The sequence below is a fragment of the Melaminivora jejuensis genome (assembly GCF_017811175.1).
Taxonomy (GTDB): domain Bacteria; phylum Pseudomonadota; class Gammaproteobacteria; order Burkholderiales; family Burkholderiaceae_C; genus Melaminivora; species Melaminivora jejuensis.
Genome location: NZ_JACWIJ010000002.1, coordinates 215,623 through 236,201, shown reverse-complemented (window position 1 = coordinate 236,201; position 20,579 = coordinate 215,623). Strand labels below are relative to the sequence as shown.

Here is a 20,579-nt window from a genome sequence, read left to right as displayed (position 1 = left end):
CAGGCCGTTTGTCCATCAGCCGACAACCCCCAGACAGGCGCGCCCGGGCCTACAGCCAGCCCCCTTCAACCAGCACCCTTCAGGAAATGAAAGCGCTGCAGGGTGCGCTGGCGGGCGCTGGCGTGCTCGACCACTGGATGCGGATAGTCCGTGCCCAGGCGCACGCCACAGGCCTGCAGCTGCGCCGCCGGCATGGCTGCCGGAAAGTGGATGTGCCGATCCGGCAGCCGTGCCAGTTCGGGCAGGTAGCGGCGGATGAAGCGCCCCTGCGGGTCGAATTTTTGCGATTGCATGACCGGGTTAAAGATGCGAAACCAAGGCTGGGCATCGCAGCCGGTGGAGGCCGCCCACTGCCAGCCACCGTTGTTGGCCGCCAGGTCGTAGTCGTTCAGGTGCTGGGCAAAGTAGCGCTCGCCCCGGCGCCAGTCGATGCCCAGATCCTTGGTCAGAAAGCTGGCCACCACCATGCGCAGGCGGTTGTGCATGTAGCCGCTGTGGTGCAGCTGGCGCATGGCGGCATCGACCAGTGGATAGCCGGTGCGCCCCTGCACCCAGGCTTGCCACAGCTGCGGTGCCTCGTCCCACTGCACGCGGTCGCACTCGGGCCGAAAGGACTGCTGCACGACCTGCGGGTGGTGCCACAGGATCATGAAATAGAAATCGCGCCAGCACAGCTCGGCCAGCCAGGCCTGCGCACCGGCGTCGCCCCGGACGGCGCGCGCCTGCGCCAGCGCCGCCGCCGCGCGGATGGACAGCGTGCCAAAGCGCAGATGCACCGACAGATAGGACACGCCCTTGTGCGCCGGATAGTCGCGCGCCTCGCGGTAGTGCTGGATGCGGCCGGCAAAATCCTGCAGCAGCTGGTGCGCACCCCGGCTGCCAGTGGGCAGGGCCAGCGCACCCAGATTGGTGCGCTCGAAACCCAGTTGCGCCAGCGTCGGCAAGGCTTCACCTGCCGGGGGCGGCGCCAGTTGCCGGGCATGGCGCGCCACCGGATAGGCCTTGAGCTGGAAGGCGTCCAGGCGCTGCAGCCAGGCGTGCCGGTAAGGCGTGAAGACACTGTAGGGCCGGCCCTGGCGGCTGAGCACCTCGTCGCACTCCAGCAGGGCCTGATCCTTGTGCAGCGACAAGGCAATGCCGGCCTGCCGCAGGGCCTGGGCTACGCGCGCGTCGCGCTCACGCGCTGCCGGCTCGTAGTCGCGGTTGGCCAGCACCTCGCGCACGCCCAGCTGCCGCGCCAGTTGCACGATGCAGGCCAGCGCCGGGCCATGGCGCACGATCAGCCCGCCTCCGGGGGCACCGCTGCCCGCTGCCAGCGCCTGCAGGTCGGCGTGCAGCGCGGAAACGCTGGCATGGATGAATTCGACGCGCCGGTCGGCCCGCGTGGGCAGCGCGTCCAGGATGTCGGTGTCGAAGACGAAGGCGCAATACACGCGCGCATGGCTGCGCAGCGCGTGGTACAGCGCCGCATGGTCATCGGCGCGCAGATCGCGGCGAAACCAGACCAACGCGGCGCTGCCCCCGGCTGCTGCGTCTGCTGCGTCTGCTGCGTCTGCTGCGGCTGCTGCGGCTGCTGCGGCTGCTGCGGCTGCTGCGGCTGCTGCGGCTGCTGCGGCTGCTGCGGTGATGGTTGCAGTTGCGGTTGCCGCTGTGGTGCGATTCATGGCGCTTCGGGGCTGGAGTTGGGATTGGAATTGGAGCCGTCCGCCCCGCCCTCATCCGCCCCCGCCGTCTGGCCCAGCCAGCGGGCAAAGCGCGCCAGCGCCGGGGTGGCGGGCTGCTGGGGCGTGACCAGGTAGTAGCTGCGCTCGCGCTGCGGCGCCTGAGCGCAGGCGATGACCAGTTCGCCACGCGCCAGCTCCTGCTCGATCAGCAGCGGCGGGATCAGCGCCACGCCCAGGCCTTGCGCGGCAGCTTCGGCCAGCATGGAAAACAGCTCCAGCCGTGGCCCGTCCAGGGTACGCTGTGCCGCCACCCCGGCAGCGGCAAACCACTGCTGCCAACCCAGCGGGCGCGTGCTTTGCTGCAGCAGCGGCAGCCCGGCAATGGCCTGCGGCGCCACCGGCTGCCAGGCCCGGCCCGGCCCGCGCTGGGCGGCCCGCGCCAGCAGCTGCGGGCTGCACACCGGCACGATGTCCTCGTGCATCAGCCACTGCGCCTGCACGCCGGGCCAGTTGGCCACCTGCGCGGCCGTGCCGGCGAACAGCGCGGCATCGAAGGTGGTGTCGGCAAACAGGAAAGGCCGCGTGCGCACGTCGATATGGACGGTGATGTCGGGGTGCTGGCGCGCCAGTTGCGGCAGGCGCGGCAGCAGCCAGCGCGTGGCGAAGGTGGGCACGGCGGCCAGCGCCACACTGCCGCCGGCGCCCTGGTGCGCCATGATCTCCAGCGTGCCCTGGCGCAGCTCCAGCAGCCAGCGGCCTGCCTGGCGCGCGTACTGGCGCCCGGCCTCGGTCAGCGCGACGCCGTGGCGCGTGCGGCGAAACAGCGCCACGCCCAACAATTCCTCCAGCGCCATGATCTGGCGCGAGACCGCGCCCTGGGTCAGCGACAGCTCCTGCGCCGCACGGGTATAGCTCTGGTGGCGCGCGGCGGCTTCGAGGCAGGCCAGCGCCTGGGTGGATGGCAAGGGAGTAGGCATTCGCGCCGCTCGTGCAGGCAGGTGGGAGACAGGGATGAGGCAGGGACAACGGGCGCCCGATTGTAGGGAGGCACTAGCTTGATTCATGCGTTTTCCTCATGCCTGAATGAAATCAAATCGTTTGCCTCGCAGATTTGCGCTGCCTATCATGCTTTTTTTTATTTTCTTAGCGCAAGGAGACCAGCATGAGCCGCAATTTCCAATGGGACGACCCCCTGCAATTCGACCAGCAACTGAGCGAGGACGAGCGCGCCATCCGTGACGCCGCCGCCGCCTACTGCCAGGAGCGCCTCGCGCCGCGCGTGCTGGACATGTTCCGCCATGAAAAGACCGACACCAGCATCTTTCGCGAGATGGGCGAGCTGGGCCTGCTGGGGCCGACCATCCCCACCGAGTACGGCGGCGCCGGCCTGAGCTACGTCAGCTACGGCCTGGTGGCGCGCGAGATCGAGCGCGTGGACTCGGGCTACCGCTCCATGGCCAGCGTGCAGTCGTCGCTGGTCATGGTGCCCATCAACGCGTTCGGCACCGAGGCACAAAAGCACAAATACCTGCCGAAACTGGCCAGCGGCGAGTTCATCGGCTGCTTTGGCCTGACCGAGCCCGACCACGGCTCCGACCCCGGCAGCATGGCCAGCCGCGCACGCAAGGTGGACGGCGGCTATCGCCTCACCGGCGCCAAGATGTGGATCACCAACAGCCCGGTGGCCGACGTCTTCGTGGTCTGGGCCAAGGAAGTGAGCGAGGGCGGCAGCGTCGGCCCGATCCGCGGCTTCATCCTGGACAAGGGCATGGAAGGCCTGTCGGCCCCGGCCATCCACGGCAAGGTGGGCCTGCGTGCCAGCATCACCGGCGAGATCGTCATGGACAACGTGTTCGTGCCCGAGGAAAACGCCTTCCCCGAGGTGCAAGGCCTCAAAGGCCCCTTCACCTGCCTGAACAGCGCGCGCTTCGGCATCGCCTGGGGCGCCATGGGCGCGGCCGAGTTCTGCTGGCACACGGCGCGCCAGTACACGCTGGATCGCCAGCAGTTCGGCCGCCCGCTGGCCGCCAATCAGCTGGTGCAGAAAAAGCTGGCCGACATGCAGACCGAGATCGCCCTGGGCCTGCAGGCAGCGCTGCGCGTGGGCCGCATCAAGGACGAAGGGCACAACGTCATCGAGGCGACCTCGCTCATCAAGCGCAACAACTGCGGTAAGGCGCTGGACATCGCCCGCCTGGCGCGCGACATGATGGGCGGCAACGGCATCAGCGACGAGTTCGGCGTGGCGCGCCACCTGGTCAACCTGGAGGTGGTCAACACCTACGAGGGCACGCACGATGTCCACGCGCTGATCCTGGGCCGGGCGCAGACGGGCATCGCCGCCTTTGCCAACTGACATTTTGCTATTATATTGATAGCTATAAGCGCTTGACTGGCAAGGGTTTGATGGCTTTTTCCTGTATTTTCGGAATTGGTGCGGTGCAGCGCTGTCTTGCACGCCCTGCGGATGCGCACCTGCAGCACGATCAGGGCGCACGCAGCACAATCGGCAGCGAAACGCCCTCCTCCTTCCCGCCCACGGCGGTTCACCATACAGGAGCCTTGCCATGCCCTCCCTCCAGCTCCCTCTCCTGCGTGCCATCGCGATGAGCGCTGCGGCGCTGCTGGCCACCGGCTGCGCCAGCGTGCCTGGCGACCCCTATGGGCCGTACAGCCCGTACTACAGCGATGGCGGCTACGCCCCGCGCTACTACTCGGCGCCATCTCCCGCCATCACCGTGTATGAGCCGCCTGCCGTGATCTACACCGCTCCGCCCCCGGGCTGGCGTGCCGAAGCCTGGCGCGAGCGCCAGCGCCAGGAAGCACGCGAGCGCGAACGCGAGCGCCGGCTGGAGCAGCAGCGGCGCGAGCATGAGCGCCGCGAGTGGGAGCGCCAGCGAGAGCGCGAGCAGCAGGCCGAGCGCCGGCGCCAAGAGCAGGCCCAGCGCCCGGCACATCGCCCGCTGACCCCGCTGGAGCGCGAAGCGCTGGAAAAGGGCTGGCGCCCAGCGCCTCAGCAATGGCGGCGTTGAGGCGCGCGCCGCGCAGCACCCAGCCCCTGCGCCAGTCCTCGGGCCGCACCCTGGCGCTGCTCACGCTGGCGCTGTGCCTGCCCGCCGCCGCCCAGGTGGTGCGCTGCACCGACCCGGCCACCGGGCGCATCACCTATACCGACGGCGGCTGCGCCAGTGGTCAGGCCGTCCAGGAGGTGCTGCCACCGAAAAGCCCCGAGGACATCGCCCGTGAGCAGCAGCAGGCCGAGGCCGCCCTGGCGCGCAAGCATGAGCGCCAGCAGCGCGAAACCGCCGAGCGCGCCGCCGAACGTGCTGCCGAGCTGGAAGCCGCGCGCATCGAGGCCCTGCGCAACCCCGCGCCGCCGCCGGCCTACCCAGCGTATCCAACCCCGGCACCGGCACCCATCATCATTGCACCGCCCTACGGCTATCCGCTTCCCGGCCACGGCGGGCGACCACCGCACTGGCGCCCGCCACCGCCGCCGCCCGAAATCACCCGCTGCAACGTCTTTCGCTGCTACGACCGCCAGGGCAACAGCTACCCACGCTGAAGACCGGCCTGCAGGCCCTGCAGCACGGTCGGATAGCGCAGCTGCAGCCCCAGTTCGCGCTCCATGCGCTGCGTGAGCAGCCGGCGCGACTCGCCCAGAAAGCTCATCTGCAACGGCGAAAGTTGCAGCGCCGCCTGCGCCCGCGTCAGGCGCGGCGGGCGCGGCAGGCCATACAGATCAGCCGCCAGATCCAGGTACTGGCCCAGCTTCAGCCCACTGGCATCGCTGATGTTGCAGGCCCGCTGGGGCCGGCCGCGCCACAGGGCCAGCAGGCAGGCGCGCGCCAGATCGTCGGCGTGGATGTGGTTGGTGTGGACGTCCTCGGCCTCCACCAGGGCCGGTGCGCCCCTGAGCAGCCGCTCGCGCGGCGTGCCGCCCGCGCGGTCGCTGGCGTAGATGCCCGGCGCCCGCAGCAGGCTCACGCGCACGCCCGAGCGCCCCAGGGCGCGCAGGCTAGCCTCGGCGTGGACGCGCCGCCGCGCCCGCGCCGTCATGGGCCGCACCGGGCGCGCCTCACTCACCCACTGCCCGGCGCAGTCGCCATAGACGCCGCTGGTGGAGACATAGACCAGCGCCTGCGCCTGCGCGCCCCGGCGCAGCGTGCGCACCAGCGCCACGGTGCGCGGATCGGCCAGCCCGCTGTACCCGCCCTGCCCTGCGGTGCCCAGCCCCGGCGGCGGCGCCAGGTGCAGCACCCGGGTGGCCAGGCCGGCGAGGCGCCTCAGGCTGGCCGGCCTGTCCAGATCACCCACCAGCGCCGTGATGCCGGCAGCGCGCAGCAGGGGCAGGCGCTGCGGGTCGGAGGTCAGCGCCAGCACCCGGCAGCGCTGCGCGCCGCTGGCCGCGCCCAGCTCGCGCGCCGCGCGCAGGCCAACGTCGCCGCAGCCGACGATCAGCAGCCGCGGGCGGCGAAAGCGCGCCGGCAGCGCGCCGAGGGGGTTTTGATGGGCGGGCAAAATCGCGGCCTTCGTAATGCACCAGAACGACTGTGAGGATAGCCCACCATGAGTAGCGCCGAGAGCACCGCCCCGGACACCGCCCACCAGATCACCGTCCAGCCCAGCGGCCGCAGCTTCCAGACGCCAGCCGGGCAGGCCATCCTGGCGGCGGCCATCGGCAGCGGCATCGGCCTGCCCTACGGCTGCAAGGACGGCGCCTGCGGCTCGTGCAAGTGCAGAAAGCTCAGCGGCTCGGTCGAGCACGGCCCGCACCAGCAAAAAGCCCTGAGCGACGCCGAGGAGGCCGCCGGCTTCATCCTGACCTGCTGCGCCCGGCCCCTGACCGATGTGGTCATCGAGTCGCGGCAGGTGACCGACGAGAGCAGCTATCCCATCCGCAAGCTGCCCGTGCGCGTGGCGCAACTGCAGCGCCTGTCGCACGACGCCATGCAGCTGCGCCTGCAACTGCCGGCAGCCGATACCTTCCGCTATCACGCCGGGCAGTACATCGAGTTCATCCTCAAGGACGGTGCGCGCCGCGCCTATTCGATGGCCAACGCGCCGCACACCCTGCAGGCCGGCGCGCCAGCGGTGGAGCTGCACATCCGCCACATGCCGGGCGGGCGCTTCACCGACCACGTCTTCGGGGCGCTCAAGGAAAAGGACATCCTGCGCATCGAAGGGCCATTCGGCAGCTTCTTCCTGCGCGAAGACAGCGACAAGCCCCTGGTGCTGCTGGCCTCGGGCACGGGTTTTGCGCCGCTCAAGGCACTGATCGAGCACATGCAGCACAAGGGCATCACGCGCCCTGCCGTGCTGTACTGGGGTGGCCGGCGCCCGCGCGACCTGTACCTGGACGCCTGGGTGCGCGAGCGCCTGCAGGACATGCCGCAGCTGCGCTACGTGCCGGTGGTCTCCGACGCCCTGCCCGAGGACGGCTGGACGGGGCGCACCGGCTTCGTCCATCAGGCGGTGCTGGACGACTTTGCCGACCTGTCGGGCCACCAGGTCTATGCCTGCGGCGCACCGGTGGTGGTCGAGGCCGCCCGCGACAGCTACAGCGCCCAGCGCGGCCTGCCGCCCGAGGAGTTCTTTGCCGACGCCTTCACCTCCGAGGCCGACAAGCACGGCGCCTGAGCTACCTCGGCGCCTGCGGCCTGGGAGTCGCCCTCAGGCCGAGGCCATCTCGCGGCACATGCGCGCGCAGTGCGCGCAGGCCTTGGCGCATTCCTGGCAGTGGGCGTGCTGGTGCGACTGGCATTCCTTGGCGCAGGCCTCGCAGATACGGGCGCACAGCGCGCAGATGTCGGCAGCGTAGTCGCTGGCGCGCGCCATGGCGGCGGCGGCCAGGCGGCAGATGGCGGCGCAGTCCATATCCAGCGCGATGCAGCGCGCCATGTGCGCCACGTCGTCCTCGCGCAGGCAGGCGGCGGCGCAGAAGTCGCAGGCAGCGGCGCAGGCATTGCAGGCCTGGATGCAGTCGGCGTAGCGGGAGGCGGACAGGGTGGAGGGAGCTTGCTGGGTCATGCGGAATCCTTTCGTCAGGCGGGTGAACGGGGTACGAAAGTGGCCGTCGAGCCGGCCACGGGCCATGCTAGAAATGGCCCGGACGAGACACCTGTAGGACAGCGCAGCCAGCCCCGGAAGTCCGCAGCCGGTGCAGCCGCTGCAATTTTTTGCACAATCGGCGGCCTATGAAACGCAGAACCCCCTCCTTTTCGCCCTGGCCGCAGCCGCTGCGGCTGTGTCTCCCAGCCTGCACGCCCAGTCTTCGGGGCCCATCCGCCTGGTCGTGCCCTACGCCCCTGGCGGCCCCATCGACGTGACGGCCCGCGCCCTGGCCGAGCGCGTGCGCGACAGCCTGGGCACTGTGGTGGTGGACAACAAGGCCGGCGCTGGCGGCAACATCGGCGCCGACGCAGTGGCCAAGGCCGCGCCGGACGGCCTGACCATCGGCATCGCCGCCACGGCCACGCACGCTGTCAACCCCTGGCTGTACAGCCGTATGCCCTACGACGCGGCCAAGGATTTCACCGGCATCACGCAGATGGTGCGCGTGCCCAACGTGCTGGTGGTCAACGCCGCGCGCGCCGAGCAGCTCAAGATCAATACCGTGGCCGACCTGATCGCCTACGCCCGCGCCAACCCGGCCAAGCTCAACTACGGCAGCGGCGGCAACGGCAGCGCCGGCCACCTGGCCGGCGAGATGTTCAAGCAAAAGGCCGGCATCTATGCCCTGCACATCCCGTATCGCGGCGCCAGCCCGGCGCAGCTGGCGCTGATGGCCGGCGAGGTGGACTTCAACATCGACAACCTGGCGGCGGCTGCGCCCAACATCCGTGCCGGCAAGCTCAAGGCGCTGGCGGTGACCAGCGAGCAGGCCAGCCCCATGCTGCCAGGCGTGCCGCCGCTGTCGGCCACCTTCCCCGGCTTTGCCATCGACACCTGGTGGGGCCTGATGGCCCCGGCAGGCACGCCCAAGGCGGCCATCGACCGGCTGAACAAGGCCTTCACCGACGCCCTGAAAGCGCCCGAGACCAAGACCCGCTTCGAGGCCCTGCTGGCCGAGCCGGTGCCGACCACGCCCGAGCAGTTCAACGCCTTCATGGCCGCCGAGCGCGCCAAGTACCAGCAGGTGGTCAAGGCTTCGGGCGCCAAGGTCGATTAAGCCCTGGATTAAGCATCAAATCCGGCTCAAACCCTTGCCCAGCAAGCGCTGACAGCTATTGTTCAAGTAGCAAAATTCAGTCGCTGCCGCCGAGCCAGGCAGGCGCATCGGCAACACGCTCGATGCGCTGGCCGGCCACCGCCGCGCGCTGCTCGGGCGTGACCAGATGCGGCGCCAGTTCGGCCAGTGGCAGCAGCACGAAGGCGCGCTCGGCCAGGCGCGGATGCGGCACGGTCAGCGCGGGCGTGCCGTGGCGCTCGGCGCCATACAGCAGCACGTCCAGATCCAGCGTGCGCGGCGCATTGCGCCAGGGCCGCTGGCGGCCTGCGCCGGTTTCGATGGCCTGCAGGGCGTGCAGCAGCGCCAGGGCCGGCAGGCCGGTCTGCAGGTGCGCCACGGCGTTCAGATAATCCGGCCCCTGCGCGTCCACCGGCGCGCTGCACCACAGCGAGGACACTTGCAGCACGCGCGTATCCGCCAGCGCATCCATGCTGGCCACGGCGGCGCGCAGTGCGGCGCGGGCATCACCCAGGTTGGCGCCCAGGCCGATCCAGGCGGACACGGCATCGGGCCGGGCGGCACTCATTCGGCGCCCTGCCGGCCTTGGCTGCCGGCGCTGTCTGCACCGTTCACATCGTTCGCAGCGCCCGTGCCATTCGGGCCGCCAGCGCCAGCGTCGCCCTCGGCGCTGCCGCCGCCAGCAGGCTTGCGCCGGCGCCGGCGGCGCTTCTTGGCCGGCGCCGCGTCGTCATGTGCCAGCGCTGCCGTCTGTGCCTCAAGCGGATCAACCGGGTCAACTGGCTCAAGGGCACCCGCTGCAGCCGCAGCAGCTGGCGGCGGCGCTGCCGGCGTCACCCGGCGCACCACCGGCTGATTCTTCTTTTGCTGGGCGCGCTGCTGCTGGCGCAGCTCCTCGCGCACCTGGGCCAGCAGGTCATGGCGGCGTGCGTCATCGGTGATGGAAAACTCCTGCCACCACTCGACCAGGCCCTCGCGCACCTCGCCCACGTCGGCGCGCAGGCGCAGAAAGTCGAAGCCGGCGCGAAAGCGGATGTGCGCCACCATGCTGAAGGGCGTGTTGCCCGAGCGCTTGTCAAAGCGCGGCTGCATGACCCAGATCTCGCGCATGTCGGCCGCCAGCTTGCCGCGCCCGGACACGTCGCCGATGCGCTGGTCGAACACCGCGTCGATGGCGTCCTGCAGCGCCGGGAAGGTGTGCTCGCCCGCCTCCAGGCGCTGCTGCCAGCCGGCCTGCACGTCCTGCCACAGCACGCAGGCCAGCAGAAAGCTCGGCGCCACGGCCTTGCCCTCGGCCACGCGGCGGTCGGTGTCCAGCAGCGCGGCGCGCACCAGCGGCACCTCGGCGCGCTCGACCACCACATCCAGCAGCGGATAGATGCCGCGCGCCAGGCCCAGTTTTTTCAGCTGCTCGATGGTGGCAATCGCGTGGCCGGTCTGCAAAAGCTTGAGCATTTCGTCGAACAGCCGGCTTTGCGGCACGTCGGCCAGCAGATGCTCGCTGGCCACCAGCGGCCTGGCCGTCTTGGGCTCCAGCTCGAAACCCAGCGGGCTGAGCTTGGCGGCAAAACGCACGGCGCGGATGATGCGCACCGGGTCTTCGCGGTAGCGCGCCGCCGCGTCGCCGATCATGCGCAGCACGCGCTTGCCCGCGTCCTGGATGCCCTTGTGGTAGTCCACCACGATCTGCGTCTGCGGGTCGTAGTACATGGCGTTGACGGTGAAGTCGCGCCGCGCGGCATCTTCCTCCTGCGGCCCCCAGACGTTGTCGCGCAGCACCCGGCCACTGGCATCGACGGCGTGCTCCATGCCGGCCAGCTGGGCGCGGCTGGTCTTTTCGTTGCCCTTGACCTGCTCGGCGGCGCTGTTGTCGAGGTAGGCGCGGAAGGTGGAGACTTCCACCACGTCATGCTCGCGCCCGCGGCCATGCACCACATGCACGATGCGAAAGCGCTTGCCAATGATGAAGGCGCGCCGGAACAGCGCCTTGACCTGCTCGGGCGTGGCATTGGTGGCCACGTCGAAATCCTTGGGCTTGAGGCCCAGCAGCAGGTCGCGCACCGCGCCGCCGACGATGTAGGCCTCGTGGCCGGCCTCCTGCAGCGTGCGCACCACCTCGAAGGCGCGCTTGTCCACCAGTTGCGGGTCGATGCCGTGGACGCTGGCGGGCACTTCCTCGCGCTTGCCGAAGCGCTTCTTGCCGGCGGCGGCGCGGCCAGCGCCAGCGCCGCCCTTCTTGCCCAGCAGCTTGTCGATGAAGGTCTTGATCATGGTGCTTTCGGGGCAAACAGTTCCAGGATGGGCCAGCCGCGTTCGGTGGCCAGGGCGCGCAATCGCGCGTCGGGATTGGTGGCCACCGGGCGGGTGACCCGCTCCAGCAGCGGCACGTCGTTGAAGGAGTCGCTGTAGAAGGTGCTGTCCACGTCCTGCCAGGCCAGGCCGCGCGCGGCCAGCCAGGCATCCATGCGCTGCACCTTGCCCTCGCGCATGGAGGGCACGCCGTGGATGGCGCCGCTGTACCAGCCGTTCGCGCCGCGCGCCAGCTCCACGGCCAGCAATTGCTCCACGCCCAGGGCGCGGGCGATGGGCCGGGTCACGAATTCGTTGGTGGCGGTGATGATGACCAGCTCGTCGCCGGCGGCGCGGTGGCGCGCCAGCAGATCGAGCGCCTCGGGCCGGATGGCCGGCTGTATGACCTCGCGCATGAACTGCGCGTGCGCCGCCTCGGCGGCCTGCTGGCCGCGCTGGCAGACGGCCTCGGTGGCAAAGCGCACGTAGTCGTGTACATCCAGCCGCCCGGCAACATAGTCGTCGTAGAAGGCCTGGTTGCGCCGGCCGAATTCGCCGCGCTCGCACCAGCCCAGGCGGATGGTGAACTCGCCCCACTCGTAGTCCGAGTCGAGCGGCAGCAGCGTGTGATCCAGGTCGAACAGGGCCAGGCGCGGGCGCTGCGGGGTGGGGTCAGTGGACATATGTCTTTCAGATCGAAACGCAGGCAAATCCTGTTGCAGGACAAACGCGCGGCAGCGCCCGGCTCAATCGCCTTGCAACATGCTCTTGAGCAGCGGGATGGTCACGGCGCGCTGGGTGCGCAGGGCAAAGCCGTCCAGGCGGTCGAGCAGCCCGGTCAGGCTGCCCAGGTCGCGCGAGAAGTGGTGCAGCATGTAGTCCACCACGTCGCCGGCCAGCGCCATGCCGCGCTCGCCGGCCTGGCGGTGCAGCACGGCGCGCAGTTCGTCCTCGGCCAGCGGCTGCAACTGGAACACATGGCCCCAGGCCAGGCGCGAGCGCAAGTCCTCGCGCAGCGCCAGGTCGGCGGGCGGCAGGTCGCCGGCGGCCAGCACCCAGCGCGGCGGGCCGGCCGCCGGGTCGAGCGCGTTGATGAACCAGTTGAAGGCCGCTGCCTGCTGCTCCTCGCTGTAGCGGTGTACGTCGTGCAGCAGCACGGCGCTCCAGCGCTCGTCGAAGGCGCTGGGCCAGCGCATGGCCGGGTCGAGCCAGCCCACGCGCGCGCCCTGGGCGCGCAGCGCCTCGTAGGCGGCACGCAGCAGGTGCGACTTGCCGGTGCCCGGCGCGCCCCACAGGTAGATCGGCACGGGCGAGTGCAGCGCCGCCGCCTCGCCGGCGGCCAGGCGCAGGTGCTGCAGCGCCTGGGCGTTGCTGCCGGGCTGGAAGTTCTCCAGCGTCGGGCCGCTGGCCAGGCCGATGTCCAGGGCCAGCTGCTTCATCGCCGGCACAGGGCGCGCCGCGCGCAGGGGCGTGGGAGGCGTGAGGGAAGATTCAGGAGCATGGAATGCCGGGTGGAGGACGACCGAGGCTGCCCGGTCGCAAGGCCCGCGCCCGCTGGCGCAAAGCCAGGGCACGATGGACGGCGGATTTTAAGGGGGACGCCGGCAGCGCCTTAAAATCCGCCGTTTGCGCCCCAGGCTCCCCCGGAGCGCGCGTGTCGCCCGGCAGATTTTCCTTCCCTTTCCATGAGCACCTCCACCTCCACCCCCATCTCCTACAAGGACGCCGGCGTTGACATCGACGCCGGCGACGCGCTGGTCGAGCGCATCAAGCCGCTGGCCAGGAAGACCCTGCGGGAGGGCGTGATGGCCGGGATCGGCGGCTTCGGCGCGCTGTTCGAGGTACCCAGGCGCTACCGCGAGCCGGTGCTGGTGTCGGGCACCGATGGCGTGGGCACCAAGCTGAAACTGGCCTTCGAGTGGAACATGCACGACAGCGTGGGCATCGACCTGGTGGCCATGAGCGTCAACGACGTGCTGGTGCAGGGCGCCGAGCCGCTGTTCTTCCTGGACTACTTCGCCTGCGGCAAGCTGGATGTGGACACGGCGGCGGCCGTGGTCGGCGGCATTGCGCGCGGCTGCGAGCTGTCGGGCTGCGCGCTGATCGGCGGCGAGACGGCGGAGATGCCCGGCATGTACCCCGAGGGCGAATACGACCTGGCCGGCTTTGCTGTGGGCGTGGTCGAGAAATCCAAGATCCTGAACGGCGCGGCCGTGCAGGCCGGCGACGTGGTGCTGGGCCTGCAGTCGAGCGGCGTACATTCCAACGGCTTTTCGCTGGTGCGCAAGTGCCTGGAGCGCGCCGCAGGCCAGGGCGCGCTGCCCGAGCAGCTGGACGGCCAGCCGCTGCGCCAGGCCGTCATGGCGCCCACCCGGCTGTACGTCAAGAGCGTGCTGGCCGCGCTGGCCGCACACCCGCACAGCGATGAGACTCCGGGCATCAAGGCGCTGGCGCACATCACCGGCGGCGGCCTGCTGGAGAACATCCCGCGCGTGCTGCCGGATGGCTTGGCCGCGCACCTCACAGCCGGCAGCTGGCCGCGCAGCGAGCTGTTCGCCTGGCTGCAGCGCACCGCCGGCATCGATGACATCGAGATGAACCGCACCTTCAACAACGGCATCGGCATGGTGGTCGTGGTGGCCGCCGAGGCCGCCGAGGCAGTGCGCGCGCTGCTTGCCGAGCACGGCGAGTCCGTACACACCATTGGCCGCATCGCCGAGCGCGGCGCCGGCGCTGCCGTGGCCATCGCCTGAAGCCCCTTTCTTCTTCTTGAAGTTCCATGCCTGCCGGGCCGCACCCGCCGCCTGAAGCGCCCCCGGGGCGCTGCTGCCGCTGGAGGGCGGCCCGCCGCCGGCCCAGCGTGGCCAGCGCCCCGGCCCCGAATGGCACGAACCCACGCGCGGCGTCAAGCTGGCCAGCTATCTGCTGATGGTCGGCACACTGGTGCTGGTCATGCTGCAAGGCCTGTTGCCAGGCCTGTTGACCGTCTGCCTGGGTTTCTTGCTGACGCGCTGGCTGGCCGCCCGGCTGAGCTGGCTGCCGCAGGGCGGCCCGGGCAGCAACCGCGCCGGCAGCCTGGCGGCGGCGCTGGTCATGCTCTCGCCGCTGCTGCTGGTGGCGCTGGCGCTGTCGCACTCGCGCAGCTACATCCTGGCTGCGCCGGCGCAGTACCGCGAGCTGCTGGATTTTCTGGCGCGCACCGTGTTGGAGCTGCGCCTGAAGCTGCCGCCCGACATCGCCGCACAGCTGCCCGAGGGCGCCGCCGAGATCCAGCGCACCATCGCCGGCTACCTGGCGGCCAAGGCCGGCGCACTGGCCGTGGCCGGGCGTGTCTGGCTGGCCGGACTGCTGTACGCCTATGTCGGCCTGCTGATCGGCGCGCTGGCCGCCGTGCGTGCGCGCGGGCGCTCGCACGGCCCGCTGGCGCAGGCGCTGACCCTGCGCGTGGCGCGCCTGGGCGACGCCTTCCGCCAGATCGTCGCCGCGCAGTTCTGGATCGCCTCGTTCAACACCTTGCTCACCGCCACCTTCCTGCTGGCCGTGCTGCCGCTGTGGGGCATGCGCCTGCCCTACACGCCGGCGCTGATCACGCTCACTTTCATCGCCGGGCTGGTGCCCATCGTCGGCAATTTGCTGTGCAACGCCGTGATCACGCTGGTCGGCCTGTCGGTCTCGCCCACGGCGGCGGTGGCCTGCCTGGCCTTTCTGATCCTGATCCACAAGGCCGAGTACGTCATCAACGCCAAGGTGGTCGGCCAGCGCACGCACATGGGCGTGTGGGAGCTGCTGTCGGTCATGTTCGTTGCCGAGGCCGTCTTCGGCCCCGCCGGGCTGGTGGCCGCGCCACTGTTCTACGCCTACCTGAAAAAGGAGCTGGAGGCGGAAAAGCTGGTCTGAACAAGGGGCTGGGCAGCCCTCCATTCAGCTATGTTTTATATAGCTATCACCGCTTGCCAGCAAAGGGTTTGAGCCGCTTTTGGCCTGATTTTCCAGGCTGCAATGCAGTGTCACCATCGCACCACGGCAAATCTCGCCAAGCCCAGCGGCTTGGGCTATCCTGCCCGCTGCGCCAGCGGCGCCCCCTTCCACCCATCCAATACCGCTACGGAGACCTTTGCATGACCATTCTTGTCGCCTACGTTGCCCGCCCTGAGGGCCAGGCCGCGCTGGACAAAGCCATCGAAATCGCCACGCGCCGCAATGAGCGCCTGGTGGTCGTCAACGCCGGCCCCGGCGGGCGCGGCGAGGATCCGAGCATCGTCAACGGCTACGAGGTCGAGCGCGTCGAGGAGCGCCTGGCCGCCCTGCCCATCCAGGCCGAGTTCAAGCAGTTCGTGCGCGGCAAGAGCGCCATCGACGAGATCGACGAGATGGTCGCGCAGCTGCAGGTGTCGGTGCTGGTCATCGGCCTGCGCAAGCGCTCCGCCGTGGGCAAGCTGCTGCTGGGCAGCATGGCGCAGGAAATCCTGATGACCGTGGATTGCCCGGTGCTGGCCGTCAAGGCCAGTTGAAGCGGCACCGAACGCGCGCACGGGCGGCCTTGCTGTGCCGCCCTTTTCTTTTGGCCGGGCAGCGCGCGCCACTGGGGACGGTTGTATGTTTGGCGCTTGCCGCACAGCCTCCCAGGATCGTGCCTGCGCGCTACCGCTGGCGCAGCACGCGCAGCAGCTCGGCCACTGCCGCCGTGTCTGCCGCACCATGCGCGTTGTCCAGATAGAGTTGCAGGTCGGCCATGGCCTGCTGGGCCTCATCCAGTTGCGCATGGGCCAGGCCCTTGTCGCGCCATTCGGCCCAGGCCTCGGGCAGCAGCAGCACCAGGCGCTGCTGCACCTGCAGCAGCAGCGGCCAGTCGTCGGCAGCGCGAAACACTTCCTTGAGATTGCGCAACATGCGCGCCACGATGTCGCGCGCCGTGGCCGGCTGCAGGTACAGCGTCAGCGACGGCGCCGCAGCCCCGCTTGCAGGCTGGCCGTGCAGCAGCGCCAGGCGCTCGATCAGTGCGTCTTGCGACAGCGATTGCCCGGTCAGCGGATCCAGCACCACCTGCCCGCCCGCCACGCGCACCTTGACCAGGAAATGCCCCGGAAACGACACCCCGGCAGCATTCAGCCCCAGGCCCTGCGCCAGCTCTAGCCACAGCACGGCCAGCGAGATCGGGATGCCCCGGCGCGTGTGCAGCACGGTGTGCAGGTAGCTATTGCCCGGGGCGTAGTAGTCGTTGGGGTTGCCGGCAAAGGCCAACTCGCCGTAGAAGAAATGGTTCAGCGCGCGCAGGCGCTGCAAGGCGCCGGCATCGTGCGGCAGGCGCCGCGCCAGGCGCGCCTGCAGGGCGTCCACATCGGCCAGCACCTGCTGCACGTCCAGCTGCGGGTGCTCGATCTGGGCGATGCAGGCGGCCGTCTCCAGCAGGGGCACGGCAGCATCCCGGGGCGTGACCAGGGCGGCGAAATACTCCAGCGCGGTCGGAACGGTGTAGTGCAGGCTCATGCGCTCGCTCGGTTTTCCAGCATCAGCGGCGCAGCAGCTGGCGCAACTTCAGGCCGGCTGCCGTCAATGCACCAAAGTACAGCAGCGCCGAGGCCACCAGCAGCGCCGCCAGCAGGGCTGCGCGCTGCACGCTGCGCTCTTGCAGCGCCAGCCAGTCGAACTGGCCCCTGGCCCACCACAGAAAGGCCGCCAGCAGCGCATTGGCCAGCAGCACCTGGACGGCCAGCCGCAGCCAGCCGGCGCGCGGCGCAAAGCTGCCCCGGCGGATCAGGCCGGCCAGCAGCCAGCCAGCGTTGAGCAGCGCCCCCAGGCCAATCGACAGCGCCAGCCCGGCGTGCGCCAGCCAGGGCACGAAGGCGAGGTTCATGAGCTGCGTGGCCACCAGCACCACGATGGCGATGCGCACCGGCGTGCGGATGTCCTGGCTGGCGTAGTAGCCCGGCGCCAGCACCTTGACGGCCACCAGGCCCAGCAGCCCGGCGCCATAGCCAGCCAGCGCCAGCGTGATTTGCTGCACATCCTGCGCACCCAGGGCGCCGTGGTGGAACAGCGTGGCCACCAGCGGCAGGCCGAAGACCAGCAGGCCCACGGCGCAGGGCAGCGCCAGCACGACGACGATGCGCAGGCCCCAGTCCAGCATGGCGCTGTAGCGCTCGGTATCGCCGGCGGCGCGCGCGGCAGCCAGTTGCGGCGTCAGCACCACGCCTAGCGCCACGCCCAGCAGCGCGGTCGGAAACTCCATCAGCCGGTCGGCATAGAACAGCCAGGTCACGCTGCCCGGCGCCAGCCAGGAGGCGATCTGCGTGTTGATCATCAAGGACAGCTGCGCCACACCCACGCCCAGCACGGCGGGCGCCATCAGGCCCAGGATGCGGCGCACGCCGGCGTCCTGCCAGGCGGCGCGGATGCGCGCCGGCGTCAGCGCGATGCGTGGCATCAAACCCAGGCGCAAGAGGGCCGGCAGCTGGGCACCCAACTGCAGCGCGCCGCCGGCCATGACACCGCCGACCATGGCGTAGATCGGCTCGATGCCGCGCGCGGCCAGCGCCGGCGCGCCGGCCCAGGCGGCGGCGATCATCGAGACGTTGAGCAGCACGGGGGTGGCGGCGGGCACGGCAAAACGCTTCCAGGTGTTGAGCACACCGGCGGACAGTGCCACCAGCGACATGAAGCCGATGTAGGGGAACATCCAGCGCGTCATGAAGACGGCGGCCTCGAAGCCTTCGCCGCTTTGGCGCAGGCCGCTGGCCAGCAGCCACACCAGCGCCGGCGCGCCCAGCATCCCGGCCAGGCACACCAGCACCAGCACCCACAGCAGCGCCGTGGCCACGGCGTCGATCAGGCCGCGCGTGGCCGCATCGCCATGCTGCGCCCGGTGCGCCGCCAGCACCGGCACGAAGGCCTGGCTGAAAGCGCCCTCGGCAAACAGGCGGCGAAACAGGTTGGGGATGCGAAAGGCGACGTTGAAGGCGTCGGTCAGCGCCGTGGCGCCGAAGATGGACGCCATGAGCAGGTCGCGTGCCAGGCCCGTCACGCGCGAGGCCAGGGTCAGTAGCGAAACGGTGGATGCGGCTTTGAACAGGGACACCGCAGCGAGTGTATGCGCGCGCCATGCGCTGCCGGGCAAAAAGGCCGCCACGCTATAATCGCCGGCTTTGCTGGCAACATCCACAGACAACTTAGGAACACACAATGGCATCCAACAAGCCCAAGAAGAAGAACCCGCGCCTGGCGTCGGGCCGCAAGCGCACCCGCCAGGGCGTCAAGCTCAACGCAGCCAACACCTCGCTGCGCTCCAAGTACCGCACTGCGGTGAAGAACGTCGAAAAGGCCGTGCTGGCCGGCGACAAGCCGAAGGCGACCGAACTGTTTGCCAAGGCGCAGTCGGTGCTGGACACCATTGCCGACAAGGGCATCTTCCACAAGAACAAGGCTGCTCGCGACAAGAGCCGCCTGTCCGCCAAGGTCAAGGCCCTGGCAGCTCCCGCCGCCGCCTGACGCTTTCAGGCAAACAGCCCGGGTGGCCTGCCACCCGCCGTTTGTAACGGGTGCGCTGCCAGCAAAACAAGAAAACCGCCTTCGGGCGGTTTTTTTGTGCCCGTCGTTTGGGCGTTGTGCGGGACGTTGTGCCGACCGCTCTTACCCCTTGGCGTCAGGCAGCAAGCAGGCGTCGGCCACCTGCAGATCGTTGTCGCGGGCGAAGTTCATGACGAAATCCCAGGCCATGGGCTCGTGCTCGCGCAGGTCGGAATGCACGACCACGCACTTGACGCCGCCCAGCGTGGTCGGGATGCACCAGGGCGAGTAGCTCAGGTGCGCGCCCGGCGTGGAGCGCGCCCCGCCCGGGCGGAACTGGCTCATCACCCCGGCCAGGCGCTCGGCCCAGTCGCTGGGCCGGAAGGTCTTGCCCTGGTGGGTCACGCCTTGGATGAAGACTTCCTTGGAAGAAGATGCAGGTGCAGCCATCGGTATGGGGCAAAACAGGAAGGCAGCGTTGTGCGCTGCAACAGGCGATTCTAACTCTTATACAAGACTGACCCCATCCAGCCCCCACCCCCCGCCCGACAGTCACCGCCGCTGCCCGAACCTCTGCCGGACATCAACATTGCAGCAGCCTCGCCAGCGCAGCAGCAGGCGGCCCCTAGAATCGCTTTTCGCTTCGCCGCCAGCGCCGCCCTCCCGCGCAGCGCAGCGGCGGCTTTTGCCTCACGGCCCCTTGCTCCCTTGGAATCAGGAGATTTCCGCATGACCGCTTTTGCCCCGGCTGCCTCGCCCCACGTGATGAACACCTACGCCCGCGTGCCGATCGCGCTGGAGCGAGGCCAGGGCGTGCGTCTGTGGGACGCGCGCGGCAAGCAGTATCTGGATGCACTGGCCGGCATCGCCGTCAACACCCTGGGCCACAACCACCCAAAGCTGGTGCCGGCGCTGCAGGATCAGCTGGCCAAGCTGATCCACACCTCCAACTACTACCACGTGCCGCTGCAGGAAGAACTGGCACGCCTGCTGGTCGAGCGCTCGGGCCTGACCAATGCGTTTTTCTGCAACTCCGGCCTGGAGGCCAACGAGGCAGCCCTGAAGCTCGCGCGCAAGTACGGCCACGACCGCGGCATCGAGCGCCCGCAGATCGTGGTCTATGACAAGGCCTTTCATGGCCGCTCCATCGCCACGCTGTCGGCCACCGGCAACGCCAAGGTGCAGGCCGGCTTTGGCCCGCTGGTGGAAGGCTTCATCCGCGTGCCCATGAACGATATCGAGGCCATCCGCGCCGCCACCGAGGGGAATCCGGATGTGGTCGCAGTGTTCTTCGAGACCATCCAGGGCGAGGGCGGCGTCAACCCCATGCGCGCCGAATACCTGCGCCAGCTGCGCGCCCTGTGCGACGAGCGCGGCTGGCTGATGATGATCGACGAGGTGCAGTGCGGCATGGGCCGCACCGGCAAATGGTTTGCCCACCAGTGGGCCGGCATCCTGCCCGACGTGATGCCGCTGGCCAAGGGCCTGGGCTCGGGCGTGCCGATCGGCGCCGTGGTCGCCGGCCCCAAGGCCGCCAGCATCTTCGGCCCGGGCAACCACGGCACGACCTTTGGCGGCAACCCGCTGGCCATGCGCGCCGGCGTGGAGACCATCCGCATCATGGAAGAGGATGGCCTGCTGGCCAACGCCGCCGCCGTGGGCGAGCACCTCAAGGCAGCGCTGGTGCAGGCCTTGGCCGGCCTGGACGGCGTGGTCGAGGTACGTGGCCAGGGCCTGATGCTGGGCGTGGAGCTGGCGCGACCCTGCGGCGCCCTGGTGCAGCGCGCCGCCGACGCCGGCCTCTTGATCTCGGTCACCGCCGACAACGTGATCCGCCTGGTGCCCTCGCTGATCCTGACGCGCGCCGAGGCCGACGAGATCGTGGCCCTGCTGGCGCCGCTGGTGCAGGCCTTCCTGGCCGAAGGGGCGTGAGC

Annotated in this window: 21 protein-coding genes; 10 read left to right on the top strand and 11 right to left on the bottom strand. The window is 69.9% G+C overall.

The genetic code is table 11. The annotated features are described in order from the left end of the window. Positions 1-65: 65 nt before the first annotated feature. Together IDM45_RS01375 and IDM45_RS01370 are read right to left on the bottom strand one after the other, a co-directional pair. Positions 66-1,664, bottom strand: coding sequence for a cryptochrome/photolyase family protein (locus IDM45_RS01375; RefSeq protein WP_209421317.1), 1,599 nt, complete (start codon positions 1,662-1,664; stop codon positions 66-68). Beyond that, positions 1,661-2,641 (bottom strand): LysR family transcriptional regulator, encoded by a 981-nt coding sequence (locus tag IDM45_RS01370; RefSeq protein WP_209421316.1) that lies wholly within the window; start codon positions 2,639-2,641, stop codon positions 1,661-1,663. The genes IDM45_RS01375 and IDM45_RS01370 overlap by 4 nt, the downstream gene beginning before the upstream one ends. A 185-nt stretch (positions 2,642-2,826) precedes the next feature. On the opposite strand from IDM45_RS01370, the gene IDM45_RS01365 reads away from it, so the two are divergent. From IDM45_RS01365 to IDM45_RS01355, 3 genes are all read left to right on the top strand, one after another. Next, positions 2,827-4,020, top strand: coding sequence for an acyl-CoA dehydrogenase (locus IDM45_RS01365; protein WP_209421315.1), 1,194 nt, complete (start codon positions 2,827-2,829; stop codon positions 4,018-4,020). 211 nt (positions 4,021-4,231) lie between these two features. Next, a complete protein-coding gene (locus tag IDM45_RS01360; RefSeq protein ID WP_209421314.1) occupies positions 4,232-4,696 on the top strand; it encodes a hypothetical protein in 465 nt (154 codons plus the stop codon). After that, a complete protein-coding gene (locus tag IDM45_RS01355; protein WP_209421313.1) occupies positions 4,684-5,229 on the top strand; it encodes a DUF4124 domain-containing protein in 546 nt (181 codons plus the stop codon). Before IDM45_RS01360 ends, IDM45_RS01355 begins: the two co-directional genes overlap by 13 nt. Here IDM45_RS01355 and IDM45_RS01350 read toward each other — a convergent pair. Next, positions 5,217-6,185, bottom strand: coding sequence for an NAD-dependent epimerase/dehydratase family protein (locus IDM45_RS01350; protein WP_209421312.1), 969 nt, complete (start codon positions 6,183-6,185; stop codon positions 5,217-5,219). The genes IDM45_RS01355 and IDM45_RS01350 overlap by 13 nt on opposite strands. Before the next feature lie 48 nt (positions 6,186-6,233). Here IDM45_RS01350 and IDM45_RS01345 point away from each other — a divergent pair, with 48 nt between their 5' ends. Continuing rightward, on the top strand, positions 6,234-7,304 hold the full coding sequence (locus tag IDM45_RS01345; protein WP_209421311.1) for a CDP-6-deoxy-delta-3,4-glucoseen reductase: 1,071 nt from the start codon (positions 6,234-6,236) through the stop codon (positions 7,302-7,304). Positions 7,305-7,337: 33 nt separating this feature from the next. On the opposite strand, the gene IDM45_RS01340 is transcribed toward IDM45_RS01345, so the two are convergent. Next, positions 7,338-7,694, bottom strand: coding sequence for a four-helix bundle copper-binding protein (locus IDM45_RS01340; RefSeq protein ID WP_209421310.1), 357 nt, complete (start codon positions 7,692-7,694; stop codon positions 7,338-7,340). Between the two features lie 217 nt (positions 7,695-7,911). On the opposite strand from IDM45_RS01340, the gene IDM45_RS01335 reads away from it, so the two are divergent. Beyond that, on the top strand, positions 7,912-8,835 hold the full coding sequence (locus tag IDM45_RS01335) for a tripartite tricarboxylate transporter substrate binding protein (RefSeq protein ID WP_325168932.1): 924 nt from the start codon (positions 7,912-7,914) through the stop codon (positions 8,833-8,835). 76 nt (positions 8,836-8,911) lie between these two features. Here the strand turns inward: IDM45_RS01335 and folK are convergent, their stop codons facing one another. From folK to hda, 4 genes are all read right to left on the bottom strand, one after another. Beyond that, positions 8,912-9,421, bottom strand: a complete 510-nt coding sequence (gene folK, locus IDM45_RS01330; protein WP_209421309.1) for a 2-amino-4-hydroxy-6-hydroxymethyldihydropteridine diphosphokinase — start codon at positions 9,419-9,421, stop codon at positions 8,912-8,914. After that, complete coding sequence (gene pcnB, locus IDM45_RS01325; protein WP_209421308.1) at positions 9,418-11,124, bottom strand: polynucleotide adenylyltransferase PcnB; 1,707 nt, start codon at positions 11,122-11,124, stop codon at positions 9,418-9,420. The genes folK and pcnB overlap by 4 nt, the downstream gene beginning before the upstream one ends. Beyond that, positions 11,121-11,825, bottom strand: a complete 705-nt coding sequence (locus IDM45_RS01320; protein WP_209421307.1) for an HAD family hydrolase — start codon at positions 11,823-11,825, stop codon at positions 11,121-11,123. Before IDM45_RS01320 ends, pcnB begins: the two co-directional genes overlap by 4 nt. Before the next feature lie 63 nt (positions 11,826-11,888). Further along, positions 11,889-12,581, bottom strand: a complete 693-nt coding sequence (gene hda, locus IDM45_RS01315; RefSeq protein ID WP_209421306.1) for a DnaA regulatory inactivator Hda — start codon at positions 12,579-12,581, stop codon at positions 11,889-11,891. Between the two features lie 246 nt (positions 12,582-12,827). Here hda and purM point away from each other — a divergent pair, with 246 nt between their 5' ends. The 3 genes from purM (at position 12,828) to IDM45_RS01300 (ending at position 15,653) form a co-directional block, all read left to right on the top strand. After that, positions 12,828-13,895: a phosphoribosylformylglycinamidine cyclo-ligase gene (purM, locus tag IDM45_RS01310; protein WP_209421305.1), complete on the top strand. Its 1,068-nt coding sequence runs from the start codon at positions 12,828-12,830 to the stop codon at positions 13,893-13,895. Between the two features lie 175 nt (positions 13,896-14,070). Further along, positions 14,071-15,039, top strand: coding sequence for an AI-2E family transporter (locus IDM45_RS01305; protein ID WP_209421304.1), 969 nt, complete (start codon positions 14,071-14,073; stop codon positions 15,037-15,039). Between the two features lie 221 nt (positions 15,040-15,260). Continuing rightward, positions 15,261-15,653 (top strand): universal stress protein, encoded by a 393-nt coding sequence (locus IDM45_RS01300; protein ID WP_209421303.1) that lies wholly within the window; start codon positions 15,261-15,263, stop codon positions 15,651-15,653. A 130-nt stretch (positions 15,654-15,783) separates the two neighbouring features. On the opposite strand, the gene IDM45_RS01295 is transcribed toward IDM45_RS01300, so the two are convergent. Together IDM45_RS01295 and murJ are read right to left on the bottom strand one after the other, a co-directional pair. Next, positions 15,784-16,629, bottom strand: coding sequence for a SirB1 family protein (locus IDM45_RS01295; RefSeq protein ID WP_209421302.1), 846 nt, complete (start codon positions 16,627-16,629; stop codon positions 15,784-15,786). Between the two features lie 22 nt (positions 16,630-16,651). Then, a complete protein-coding gene (gene murJ, locus IDM45_RS01290; protein ID WP_209421301.1) occupies positions 16,652-18,217 on the bottom strand; it encodes a murein biosynthesis integral membrane protein MurJ in 1,566 nt (521 codons plus the stop codon). Positions 18,218-18,321: 104 nt separating this feature from the next. Here murJ and rpsT point away from each other — a divergent pair, with 104 nt between their 5' ends. Beyond that, entirely contained in the window at positions 18,322-18,627 is a 306-nt protein-coding gene (rpsT, locus tag IDM45_RS01285) for a 30S ribosomal protein S20 (RefSeq protein WP_209421300.1), read from the top strand. A 141-nt stretch (positions 18,628-18,768) separates the two neighbouring features. Here the strand turns inward: rpsT and IDM45_RS01280 are convergent, their stop codons facing one another. After that, positions 18,769-19,095, bottom strand: coding sequence for a DUF3579 domain-containing protein (locus tag IDM45_RS01280; protein WP_209421299.1), 327 nt, complete (start codon positions 19,093-19,095; stop codon positions 18,769-18,771). Between the two features lie 279 nt (positions 19,096-19,374). On the opposite strand from IDM45_RS01280, the gene IDM45_RS01275 reads away from it, so the two are divergent. After that, on the top strand, positions 19,375-20,577 hold the full coding sequence (locus IDM45_RS01275; protein ID WP_209421298.1) for an aspartate aminotransferase family protein: 1,203 nt from the start codon (positions 19,375-19,377) through the stop codon (positions 20,575-20,577). The last annotated feature ends 2 nt before the right edge of the window (positions 20,578-20,579 follow it).